The organism is Bradyrhizobium sp., assembly GCF_030697065.1.
Lineage (GTDB): Bacteria > Pseudomonadota > Alphaproteobacteria > Rhizobiales > Xanthobacteraceae > Bradyrhizobium.
This window is the reverse complement of the sequence record NZ_JAUYQU010000207.1, coordinates 1-11,671: the sequence shown is the minus strand read 5'-3', so window position 1 is coordinate 11,671 and position 11,671 is coordinate 1. Positions and strand designations below refer to the sequence as shown.

The 11,671-nt window shown below is 64.4% G+C and carries 10 protein-coding genes and 1 pseudogene; 3 read left to right on the top strand and 8 right to left on the bottom strand.

Features of this window, described 5'->3' with window-relative positions; genetic code table 11:
* From holA to Q8R73_RS16510, 4 genes and pseudogenes are all read right to left on the bottom strand, one after another.
* Positions 1-876: pseudogene (holA, locus tag Q8R73_RS16525) on the bottom strand (DNA polymerase III subunit delta); the annotation flags it as partial.
* A gap of 120 nt (positions 877-996) precedes the next feature.
* Positions 997-1,548, bottom strand: coding sequence for an LPS assembly lipoprotein LptE (lptE, locus tag Q8R73_RS16520; protein ID WP_305720627.1), 552 nt, complete (start codon positions 1,546-1,548; stop codon positions 997-999).
* Positions 1,535-4,159, bottom strand: coding sequence for a leucine--tRNA ligase (leuS, locus tag Q8R73_RS16515; protein ID WP_305720626.1), 2,625 nt, complete (start codon positions 4,157-4,159; stop codon positions 1,535-1,537). The genes lptE and leuS overlap by 14 nt, the downstream gene beginning before the upstream one ends.
* A gap of 113 nt (positions 4,160-4,272) precedes the next feature.
* Positions 4,273-5,964: a diguanylate cyclase domain-containing protein gene (locus Q8R73_RS16510; RefSeq protein WP_305720625.1), complete on the bottom strand. Its 1,692-nt coding sequence runs from the start codon at positions 5,962-5,964 to the stop codon at positions 4,273-4,275.
* A 106-nt stretch (positions 5,965-6,070) separates the two neighbouring features.
* On the opposite strand from Q8R73_RS16510, the gene Q8R73_RS16505 reads away from it, so the two are divergent.
* Complete coding sequence (locus Q8R73_RS16505; protein ID WP_305720624.1) at positions 6,071-6,760, top strand: YggS family pyridoxal phosphate-dependent enzyme; 690 nt, start codon at positions 6,071-6,073, stop codon at positions 6,758-6,760.
* Positions 6,761-6,913: 153 nt separating this feature from the next.
* Here Q8R73_RS16505 and Q8R73_RS16500 read toward each other — a convergent pair whose 3' ends face one another.
* Together Q8R73_RS16500 and Q8R73_RS16495 are read right to left on the bottom strand one after the other, a co-directional pair.
* Entirely contained in the window at positions 6,914-7,699 is a 786-nt protein-coding gene (locus Q8R73_RS16500; RefSeq protein ID WP_305720623.1) for a 2-keto-4-pentenoate hydratase, read from the bottom strand.
* Between the two features lie 27 nt (positions 7,700-7,726).
* Positions 7,727-8,296, bottom strand: a complete 570-nt coding sequence (locus tag Q8R73_RS16495; RefSeq protein WP_305720622.1) for a L,D-transpeptidase — start codon at positions 8,294-8,296, stop codon at positions 7,727-7,729.
* A 217-nt stretch (positions 8,297-8,513) separates the two neighbouring features.
* Between Q8R73_RS16495 and Q8R73_RS16490 the strand changes: the two genes are divergently transcribed.
* Both Q8R73_RS16490 and Q8R73_RS16485 read left to right on the top strand, forming a co-directional pair.
* Positions 8,514-9,200 (top strand): response regulator transcription factor, encoded by a 687-nt coding sequence (locus tag Q8R73_RS16490; RefSeq protein WP_305720621.1) that lies wholly within the window; start codon positions 8,514-8,516, stop codon positions 9,198-9,200.
* Positions 9,201-9,254: 54 nt separating this feature from the next.
* Positions 9,255-9,698, top strand: coding sequence for a cyclic nucleotide-binding domain-containing protein (locus Q8R73_RS16485; protein ID WP_305720620.1), 444 nt, complete (start codon positions 9,255-9,257; stop codon positions 9,696-9,698).
* 112 nt (positions 9,699-9,810) lie between these two features.
* On the opposite strand, the gene Q8R73_RS16480 is transcribed toward Q8R73_RS16485, so the two are convergent.
* The gene (locus Q8R73_RS16480; protein ID WP_305720619.1) at positions 9,811-10,626 is read right to left on the bottom strand and encodes an exodeoxyribonuclease III; all 816 of its coding nucleotides are present in this window, start codon (positions 10,624-10,626) and stop codon (positions 9,811-9,813) included.
* A 195-nt stretch (positions 10,627-10,821) separates the two neighbouring features.
* Positions 10,822-11,628, bottom strand: a complete 807-nt coding sequence (locus tag Q8R73_RS16475; protein WP_305720618.1) for an outer membrane lipoprotein carrier protein LolA — start codon at positions 11,626-11,628, stop codon at positions 10,822-10,824.
* Between the last annotated feature and the right edge of the window lie 43 nt (positions 11,629-11,671).

The window sequence follows — 11,671 nt, the reverse complement described above, 5'->3', positions numbered from 1 at the left end:
GAGCTCGGCGCTCGGCTTCCTTGAAAAGTGCAGCCGCGGGAATCCGCTGTCGAGCAGCGTCGATACCGGCGTGCCCTCGGCGGCTGCAAGGCTGGTCTAGTGCAGCCAGGCGGCATGGCGCTGCGCGGCGGATATGATCATGCCCGGATAGGTGCCGGCCACCATGGCCTTGGCGAATTCGGTTTCCACCAACTCCGGCTTTCCCGCAAAGGCGCCATCGACGATCGGGTCGATCTTGAGCTCGGAGGCGTCGGCGACCACCGCCATCACGTCGTCCAAAGTAACCACGCGCCCGCCAGGGGCGTAGAGCGCGAGCTTCCTCAATTCGTTGCGCGAGGCCTGGCGGTCGCCGCCGAGCAGCGACATCAGGACCGCGCGGGCGTCGGCGGCGATGCTGAGGTTCGAAACCCGCAGCTCGCTGTCGATCAATCGCGCCAGCGCGCCGGCGTCGTCGGCGTAGCAGGCGATCGCGACGGCGGTTCTGGCGCGCTCGCAGGCCTTGCGCAGCGGCGATTCCGGCCGCAACTCGCCGGCCTCGATCACGATGCGGCAGTTCTTCAGGGGCATATCGGCCAGCGTGTCGACTCCGCCAGCGAAGCTGCGCGAGCCGGCGCGGATGCGAATGGCGCGCCGACCGCCGAACAGCGGCACGGTCATCGCTTCATCCACCAGCCGCGACGGCTCGGCGGAAAGTTCATCGCCGTCGAGCCGCACCAGCGAGAACGGATCGTTGGGGTCGTCGACCGCGGACGCCAGCAGCGCATCGGCCCGTTCGCGCACGAGGCCGGCATCGGGACCGTAAAGCAGGATGATGGGGCGCGCCGGATCGGGCCGGGCCAGAAAGGCGTCGATCTCTTTTCCGCGAAGCGCGACCACTGCGAGATCCCTGCCGTCATTCCGGGACATGCGTCTTCGCATGGACCCGGAATCTCGAGCGAACTAAATTATCTCCGGATTCCGGGTTTGCGCTTTGCGCGCCCCGGAATGACGGTTGAATCAGGTACCGGCGACGAAGAACGACGCCAGCCGGGTCTGGATGTTTTCAGCTATCTCGTGAGCGGCACGATCCTCGGCGTCGCGGAAGGCGCGGGCGCGGGCGAAGCGCTGCAACTGGCCGGGAATGTCGTAGGACACCCGCGCGAAGGTGGTTCCGGTCATCACCGATTTATTGGTGGCGAGATCGATCAGATTGTACTGGGCGTCGATGCCGTAATTCTCGCTGGATGGCAGCGCGGTGGCGGGATCGAGCATCAGCGACGAGCGGCTGGAACCGAACCGCAGCACCAGTTTGTGCGTCGGGGGCATCCCGGTGGCGTTGCCGTAGAGCTTGAACTTCAGCGCGTTGCGGATCTCCACCTGGACCCGCGCCTCACGCGAGGCGTTGGCCTTGTCGACCGGCGGGACGTCCACCCCCATCAGCTTTTCGCGCAGGCCGGGGGTGCCGTCGGTGCGTTCGGCATACATCGGCTGAAAGCAGCCGGCCGTCAGCGCCGCCAGGGCGGCCACGACCAGGAGCCGAGCGGCAATGCGGGTCTTAGCCAACGACATTCACGATCCTCATGGGAACAACAATCACCTTGCGGACGGCCTTGCCGCCGAGCGCCTGTTTTACCGCATCGAGGGCCAAAACGGCAGTCTCAATTTCCGGATTTTGGGCGCCCCGTGGCACGGTTACATCACCCCGCTTCTTGCCGTTGACCTGGACCACCAGCGTCACACTGTCTTCGATCAGCAAATCGCGTTCGATTTGGGGCCAATTCGCCTCTGAAATCAGCCCCTTCTGGCCCAAAACCGTCCAGCATTCCTCGGCCAGATGCGGCATCATGGGCGCAAACAGTTGAACAAGAATGACCGCGGCTTCCTGGACCGACCAGGCCAGATCGGGCGACGGCTCCCCCTCGCGGCCCAGAACCTCGGCCAGCGCGTTGGTGAATTCGCGGATATGGGCAAGGCAGACGTTGAAATGCAGCTTTTCGATGCCGGCGGAAACCTTGTCCAGCGCGCCGTGGGCGGCCTTGCGCAGCACCAGCGCATCCGCGCCGAACGCTTCCGGCCGTTCCGCCGGGGCCGACCGGGCGATCCCGGCGGACTCGTTGATCAGCCGCCACAGCCGCTGCACGAAGCGCGAAGCGCCCTGCACCCGCTCGTCGCTCCAGATCACGTCGCGATCCGGCGGCGAATCCGACAGCATGAACCAGCGCGCAACGTCGGCGCCGTAGGTCGCGATGATGTCGTCAGGGTCGACGGTGTTGCGCTTTGACTTCGACATCTTCTCGATCGGGCCGATCGAGATTTCTTCCCCGCCGGAGATCATCGTGGCGCGACGGTCGCTGCCGACCGTCTCGATCTTGACCTCGGCCGGCGTGACGTAGCCGCCATCGGCCTTCTGATAGGTTTCGTGCACCACCATGCCCTGGGTGAACATGCCGGCGAACGGCTCGTCCATGCCGATATGACCGGTGGCCTTCATGGCGCGGGTGAAGAAGCGGCTGTAGAGCAGATGCAGGATCGCATGCTCGACGCCGCCGATATACTGGTCGACCGGCATCATCCGGTTGGCGACGTCAGGCGAGGTCGGCGCCTTCTCGTTCCACGGATCGGTGAAGCGCGCGAAATACCACGACGAATCCACGAAGGTGTCCATGGTGTCGGTTTCGCGCGTGGCCTTAGCCCCGCATTTCGGGCAGGCGACGTGCTTCCAGGTCGGATGATGGTCGAGAGCGTTGCCGGGCTTGTCGAAGGAGACATCCTCCGGCAGCACCACCGGCAGGTCCGCATCGGGCACCGGCACCACATCGCATGTCGGGCAATGGATCACCGGGATCGGGCAGCCCCAATAACGCTGCCGCGAAATGCCCCAGTCGCGCAGCCGGAAATTCACCTGCCGCTCGCCGACCGGCATGTTGCCGCGAACCTCTCCTTCGAGGCGTTTTGCAACGTCCTGCTTGGCCTGCTCGATGGTCATGCCGTCGAGGAAGCGCGAATTGATCATGCGGCCCTCGCCGTCAAAGGCCGTGTCGGTGATGACGAACGCCTTGGGATCCTGGCCTTCGGGGCACACCACGGGGGTGTTGCCGAGCCCGTATTTGTTGACGAAATCGAGGTCGCGCTGGTCGTGCGCCGGGCAGCCGAAGATCGCGCCGGTGCCGTATTCCATCAGCACGAAGTTTGCCACGTAGACCGGCAGCTTCCAGTCCGGGTCGAACGGATGGACCGCCCGGATGCCGGTGTCAAAACCCTGCTTCTCCTGGGTATCGATGATCTCCTGCGCGGTGCCGTGACGCTTGGCTTCCGCGATGAATTCCGCGAGCTTGGGATTCTTCGCCGCCGCGGCCTGCGCCAGCGGATGATCCGGCGCGATCGCCATGAATTTGGCGCCGAACAGCGTGTCGTGCCGGGTGGTGAAAATCTTCAGCTCGGTCTCGCCCGCCGGCGTCGTCGCCGGGTCGAGCGCGAAGCGCACCAGCATGCCTTCGCTGCGGCCGATCCAGTTGCGCTGCATCAGCCGCACCTTGTCGGGCCAGCGGTCCAGCCCGTCCAGCGCGTCCAGCAGTTCCTGAGAGTACTTCGTGATCTTGAAGACCCACTGGTTCATCTCGCGCTGCTCGACCACGGCACCGGAGCGCCAGCCGCGGCCGTCGATCACCTGCTCGTTGGCGAGCACGGTCATGTCGACCGGATCCCAGTTGATTTTGCGCTTCTCGCGCTCGGCAAGGCCGGCGCGCAGGAAGTCGTTGAACATCTTCTGCTGGTGCTTGTAGTAGGACGGATCGCAGGTCGCGAATTCGCGGGACCAGTCCAGCGACAGCCCGATCGACCGCAGCTGCTTCTTCATCGCCGCGATGTTCTCGTAGGTCCACGCCTTCGGCGCCACCTTGCGCTCGATCGCGGCATTTTCCGCCGGCAGCCCGAAGGCGTCCCAGCCCATCGGGTGCAGCACGTTGTGGCCTTTGGCCCGCATGTAGCGCGCGATGACGTCGCCCAGCGTGTAGTTGCGGACATGCCCGATATGGATCCGCCCGGAGGGGTAGGGGAACATCTCCAGCACGTAGTATTTCGGTCTGGGATCCTCGTTTTTGGAGGCGAAGATCGCCTTTTCGTCCCACTGGCGTTGCCAGCGCGGCTCGGATTCGCGTGCGTTGTAGCGTTCGGAGGTCATGTAATCGCTGGGCTTTTCGTGGATTCGGGCCGTCTGAAGCGGACGGCGGACTAGGCCACAAAAGCGGCTTGGGGGTCAACGCCCCCCGCACCCCAAAGCGGTGACGGCAGCCCTCAGCTCGCCAGCGCCATGCGGCCGTCGCTCAGCCTTACGAATCCATGCTCGACCACCGCATTGCGGCCGCGGTGCTTGGCGGCGTAGAGGGCAGCGTCGGCGGCTTCGATCAGGTCGCCGGGCTGCTGCTTGTCGCTCGGCCTTGTGCAGGCCACGCCGACGCTGGCGGTGACGGTCAGGAAGTTCGAGGTGGAATGCGGCACCGCGAGGTCCTGAACCGCCCGGCGCACCATCTCGCCGATTTCGAGCGCGCGGCTGGCGTCGGTGTTGGGCAGCAGCAGGCAGAATTCCTCGCCGCCGTAACGGGCGGCAAAGCCCATGGTCTCGGCGGCGGCGGCTGCCAGCGTCGCGCCGATCCGGGTCAGGCAGGCGTCGCCCTCGGGGTGGCCATAGGTATCGTTGAACAGCTTGAAGTGATCGACGTCGATCATCAGCAGCGACAGCTCGCACTCGTATTGCTGGGCCTTCATCCATTCGAAATCGAGCCGGCTCTGGAAGCCGCGCCGGTTGGCAAGGCCCGACAGCATGTCGATCGACGCCATCACGGTGAGCCGGTCGTTGGTGGCGACCAGTTCGCGCTCGCGCGTGCCGAGCTGTGCGGCCATGGCATTGAAGGCGCGGGCCAGCGGCACGAATTCGGCCGGCAGCGATTTGCGCGTGGCGCGCACCGACCATTCGCCCTGGCCGAACCGCTTCGCCATCGCCGCCATCGTCTCGATCGGCTGGATGATCAGTTTCCGGGCGGCGGCCAGCGCGCCGAGCAGCACGAACAGGCAGACGAAGGCGAGTTGCAGATAGGCGGTGCGAATCTCGCCATTGATAACAGCGGATACCCTGGCCTCGTCGATGCTGATGACGAGTCGCGATTGCGTGCCGGCAATGCGCGCAAAGGTGACCATCCGCTTCGAGCCATCCGCGGCCACGAAGGAAAGCGATCCTGCCGGCAGGTTCGAATTGAGCGCCTTGTCGGCGATCAACGACAGCAGCGGCACATTATCCAGGGGACGGCCGATCATGCCGGCCCGGTCCGCCGGCGCCGCCAGCACGGTTCCGGCACTGTCGACCAGCGCAGCGGTGATGCCGGGCCGGTTGCCGAGGTTGCTCATGATCTTCGACATCCAGTCGAGATTGACGCCGGCCAGCACGACGGCGTCGACGCCAGGATGAATAGCGGATACCGGATAGGCCGCCATCACGATGGGCGTGTTGGTTGGCCTGGCCAGGATGTAGTCGCTGAAAACAAAGTCGCGGCTCTCGCGCGCCTTGATGAAATAGGGCCGGTCGCTGAGATCGAGTCCGACAAACAGGCTGTTGGTCGCGCACTGGATGCGTCCATCGCCGCCGACGATCATCAGGCTGCGGATCCAGGGCAGACTGGAGGGCAGGCTGGCGCGCATGATGTCGCAGCTGCGGTCGACGCCATCAACGGAACCGCGGATATAGGCCGCGGATTTCAGCACCGTCTCGACCGACGAAATCACCTCGCGCTGCATATCGGCGCTGTGCCTGGCGAGGCTGGCGAATTCAGCCGAGGCAAGCGCGATCTGCTTGGCTCTGGTGTTCTCCAGCGAACGGACGCGTTCCAGCATCAGCGGTGTCACCAGAATCAGCGCCAGCAGCGCCAGCCGCGCGCGGATTCCCAGAACCTTCTTGAGTTTCACTCTTTTGCGGTTGAAACTGACGCGTGACATCCTGGTCCCCTGACCCCGGATGCAGGGTATAGGGAAGGCTTCAAGAAGCCTTTCCGGAACTCGGTAAAATTCGAACCACCCCGTAAATCTACCACCCACGGATCACATGGCGCCGCAAAATCCCCAGCCGATAACCCCGCCTTTACCAAACGGCCTCGCTGCCGTGGAGCACGACATTGCGCGCGCCTGCGTGGAGGCGCGCCGCGACCGAAAGTCGGTGACGCTGATCGCGGTGTCCAAGACGTTCGATGCCGATGCGATCACGCCGGTGATCGAGGCCGGAGCGCGGGTTTTCGGCGAGAATCGCGTGCAGGAGGCCAAGGCGAAGTGGCCGGGGTTGATATCGGCTTACCCCGGCATCGCGCTGCATCTGATCGGGCCGTTGCAATCGAACAAGGCCAGGGAGGCTGTGGCGCTGTTCGACGCGATCCATTCGGTCGATCGTCCGAGCATTTGCGAAGCGTTAGCCAAGGAAATCGATTCCCAGAAACGCCGGCCGGAACTGTTCGTCCAGCTCAATACCGGCGAGGAGCCGCAGAAGGCGGGCGTCGCCCCCGGCGACGCCGACGCCTTCATTGCCGCCTGCCGGGGAAAATATCACCTGTCGATTGCCGGTCTGATGTGCATTCCGCCGGTCGACGAGGCCCCGGCGCCGCATTTCGCGCTGACCGCGAAGATCGCCGCGCGCAACCGGCTGACGAAGCTGTCGATGGGCATGAGCGCCGATTTCGCCATCGCGATCCAGTTCGGCGCCACCCATGTACGGATCGGCTCGGCGATTTTCGGGACGCGGTAAGGCAGTTTTCTCCCTTCTCCCCTTGTGGGAGAAGGTGGCGTGCGAAGCGCGCCGGATGAGGGGTTTCTATCCTCTGGCAAACTGCCCGATGAGAGAGCCCCTCACCCGTCCGCGATGCTGCGCATCGCGTCCACCCTCTAAGGCGAATGCCGCCTACCCGAACCTGACTGACACTTTTCCGATCACGCCAAAATCCGCCTCGAGCAAATCGCCTGTTTGAATCGGCAATGGCGGGTGACAGGTGCCGGTGGTCACGACCTCGCCGGCTTTCAGCGTCACGCCGAGCTCACGCAGTTCGTTGGCGAGCCATGCGAGCGCCACCCTGGGATCGCCGAGCACGTTCTTGCCGTGGCCGATATACTGCTTGCCGCGCAACGTGATGACCGGCCTGTGCTCGACCAGATCGAGCGCTCGCCAGTTCGCTTGCGCCGGCGCGCCGAGCACGAACAGATGCGCGCAGGCATTGTCCGCGATGATCTGCTCGGTGCCGGCGCCGACAAAATCCGCGAACCGCGAATCCGGAATTTCGATCGCCGGATGCAGCGAATCGACGGCATCCAGCACCTCCTGCACGGAATATAGCGCGTCGCGCGGCGGTAAATCGGCGTGCATGCGAAAGGCGAATTCCGGTTCGGCGACCCGCATTTCATTGCCCGCCATCGGTGCCGTGCCGCCATCTGCTAACACGGTCTCGGGCAGGATGCGTCCGGCCATCGGGCCGGCGACATTGATGTGCTTCTGCCCGGCCTCGCTGGTGGCTGCGATCTTCCAGCCGAACAGGCCCCCGGTCGAATGATTTTCGAGGGCAGCCTGGATCGCATAGGCCTCCGACCGATCGCGCGGGCGCAACGGGGTTTCGAGAGCGCCGAGCTTGGTGCCGGCGCGCCAGTGTCCGTGCAGGGTCCGTGACGCCGCCGCTATCTGATCCTTGTCGAGCATGGTTGTATTTCCCGGAAGTGGTTGGACTCACCCGATCACGATTCTGGTCTCGGGTCCGATCCGCTGCAGCAGCCGCAGCATCGCCGATTTCGTCATCGAGACGCATCCGGCGGTCGGTCCGAAATTCCCGCGCGCCAGATGCAGAAAGACGGCGCTGCCGCGGCCGGCAATCCGGGGCTCGGTGTTGTGATCGATCTCGACAATGAAATCATACAGGTGATCGTCGCGTCGGAGCCGGTCGCCGGCGCGTCCCTGCTGCAGCCGGATCGGCTGGTTGTAATGGCGGTCGCCGGGGTCTTCGCACCAGGCGTCTTCGGGCCGGATGGCGCGAACCGGCAGGAATGTGCGCGGCCGGGCGTGGCGGTCGGCCCGCCACCACAATTGCCGCGGCCGAAACGTGCCCCGGGGGGTGCCGCCATCGCCCTCGCGCTTGTTGGCCAGGATGCCGCCGCGCCCCAGCGCGACCGGTATGGCCTGTCCGCCGGCCGTCAGCCAGCCCCGGCGCGGATCGCCTGCGGCGGCGCGAACAAGGATCGCGGAAACCGGCCGATCACGCGGACTTGTCTTATAAGTGATTGAAATATTGGAGCTTCCCATACGAAATGCCGAATCCCGATTGCCACCATGACGTCAAATGTTCTATTTCACCGACCCCAGACATTCATCCTAAAGCCATCCAAATCTGGAGTAGAATGGGTTTCGGCTTGTGAATCTGTAACAGCCCCTTACCTCAATACGAACTGGAACGGCGAAACCAGACGCGGCTGACGGCGCTACCCCTTGCTCCGTCCCGCGTCCCAAGAGGATTGTACCAATGGCCACTGCCCGCAAGATCCTGATCGTGGATGACGATACCGATCTGCGCGATACGCTGGTGGAGCAATTGTCGCTGCACGACGAGTTCGAGGCCTCTGCCGTCGATACCGGCGCCAAGGGCGCCAGCGCCGCCAAGGCCAATTCTCCCGATCTCGTGCTGATGGATGTCGGGCTGCCGGACACCGATGGCCGCGAGGTGGTGCGCAGTCTGCGCAAGGGCGGTTTCAAGGCCCCCATCATCATGCTCACCGGGCACGATACCGATTCGGATACCATCCTGGGGCTGGAGTCCGGCGCCAATGATTACGTGGCCAAGCCGTTTCGGTTTGCGGTGCTGCTGGCGCGAATCCGGGCGCAGCTGCGCCAGCATGAGGCCAGCGAAGACGCGGTGTTTACGGTGGGCCCCTACTCTTTCCGGCCCGGCTCCAAGATGCTGACCGGCGCCAACGCCCGGAAAGTACGCCTGACCGAGAAGGAAACCGCCATCCTCCGGTTCCTGTACCGCGCCGGCCAGCTGCCGGTATCGCGCGAGACGCTGCTGCAGGAGGTCTGGGGCTATAATTCGGGCGTCACCACCCATACCCTGGAAACCCACATCTACCGGCTGCGCCAGAAGATCGAGAAAGATGCGGCCAATCCCGAGATACTGGTGACGGAAGCCGGTGGCTACAAGCTGGTGCCGTGATACGATTCGGCCATCGATTCGTATTCATCAGCGCATCCCGATCACCGGTTCTGCATGTCGATCGAAGATGATGTAGCGCTACTTGAGCGCGTCCCCACCCTTCGCCTGCTGGGGGCGACCGCGCTGCGCATGCTCGCGATCGGCTCGGAGCAGCGCAATTTCGCGCGCGGCGAAGTCCTCTTCAATGAGGGCGACGACGCCGATGCCGGTTTCATCGTTCAACGCGGCGCGTTCCGGGTCGAGGACGGCGGCGGCGCGGAAGTGATCGCGGGTCCGGGCGCCCTGCTCGGCGAACTCGCGCTGGTGGTGGCGATGCGGCGGCCGTCGACCGCGATCGCGCTGGAAAACTCCTCTGTGATCCGGATCGCGCGCAGCCTGTTTCAGCGCGTGCTGGAAAGCGATCCCGCCGCGGCGCGCCGGCTGCGCGACGAATTCGCCACCCGCACCAGCCAGCTTGCCAGCGACATCCTGATGGCGGGCGCCAAGCTGAGCATTTAGGGTTGTCATTCCGGGGCGCGCGACAGCGCGAACCTGGAATCCAGAGGTTGCCGGCCGAGATTCCGGGTTCGCTCGTTTCACTCGCGCCCCGGAATGACGGGCGTAAATTTTCTCACACCTCCAGCGTCACCGTCACCGGGACATGGTCGGACGGCCGCTCCCAGCCGCGCGCATCGCGGGTAATCCGGAAGTCGCTGACGCGGTCCTTCAGCGCACGCGATACCCAGATGTGGTCAAGCCGGCGACCGCGATCGGCCAGCGTCCAGTCGGCGGCGCGATAGCTCCACCAAGTGTAGACCTTTTCCGACAGCGGGATGCGCTCGCGCGCGACGTCGAACCATTCGCCGTGAGCCTGGGCGGCGAGCAGCTTCTCGGTCTCGATCGGGGTGTGCGACACCACCTTCAGGAGCTGCCTGTGCGACCACACGTCGTTCTCATGCGGCGCCACGTTGAGATCGCCGACCAGGATGTGCCAGTCCTCGCCGCGCGGATGCAGCGGCTCGCATGCCTTCATCTCGTCGAGGAATCGCAGCTTGTGCTCGAATTTCGGGTTGAGCGCGGGATCGGGAATGTCGCCGCCCGCCGGCACGTAGAAGTTATGCAGCACCAGCGGCTTGGCGAGCTGCGCCTTCTCGCCGAAGGAGACCGAGATGTGGCGCGAGTCGAGCTTGTCGCAGAAGCTGCGGATATCCGTGCTCTCGAACGGCAGCTTCGAGATCACGGCGACGCCGTGATAGCCCTTCTGCCCGTTCAGCGCGACATGCTCGTAGCCCAGACGCTTGAAGCGCTTCAGCGGGAAGGCGTCGTCGATGCACTTCGTCTCCTGCAGGCAGAGCACGTCCGGCCGGACCGATTTGAGGAATTTGGCGACGATCTCGATGCGCAGCCGCACCGAATTGATATTCCAGGTCGTCAGGGAAAAGCGCATGGGCAGGATGTATCAGGGCCGGACGAAAAACACACCCTGCATCCGCGTCCCTTCGCTGTCGAGCGGCAGGAGCCTCTCTCTCACGGTGGGAGCACGTCTCCTGCGAGACGCCGCGCCAAGACGCATGAGGTCATGAGCTTGCAGCTCGCTCGAAGCATGGGCAGCAAGCGACTCACCGATCTCACATAGTCGGTACTAGCCCGGCGGGGTGGAATAATTGGTGAAGTCGATCTTGAACATGCCGGGATCGAGCTTCCTGGAGGTATCCACATTGTAGACCGCGACCGTGGTGTCGTAGCCTTGCGGGTCGGTCACGGTCCACTGCTTGAGCTGGCCGTCCTTGGCGCCGATCATCAGCATCAGGCGGCTGGTGCCGATCAGCGCCTGCTTCTCCTCGATGGTGACGCTGATATACAGGTCGTCCGCGGTGACGCTCACGACGTTGGTATCCTTCAACAGGTCGATGCGGTCCGACAGCAGGAAGCGCAGCGGCGTCTGCGACAGCGGATAGATGTCCTGGGTCGCAAGCTTGCTGTCGCGCACGGCCAGCGAGGAGCCATCGGCGATGATCGCGATCGGGCTCGGCGCCTCATATTCGAAACGCACCTTGCCGGGTTTCTGGATGTAGAAGTCACCCTTGATCTTGGTGCCGTCGGGTCCGACCTGGACGAAATTTCCGACCAGCGTCTGCAGCGACGACAGATAGGAACTCACCCTGGCGGCCTGCGCCTTTTGATCGGCATCGAAAGTCCCGAAAATATTGGCGGGAACATTGCGGCGCGGGTCGGGAATCACCGGATTCGGCGGAGCGGTCTGGGTGGCCCCTGTGGTCATGGGCGCGCGCGGCTCGGATGCGCTGAGCTGCACGTCGCGGCCCTTCGGCGCCGGCTTCGGAACGGGAACGGTCTGCGCCTGCGACGGCATCGCCGCGCCGGTTACGGCTGCCGCGATCAGCAGCGCCAAAGTGGCGCGCGCATAGCGGGTTACGGGTGGTCTGGTCATTCGAAATTTCGGATTTCTGTTCAACGCGTGGTCCTGCCTGGCT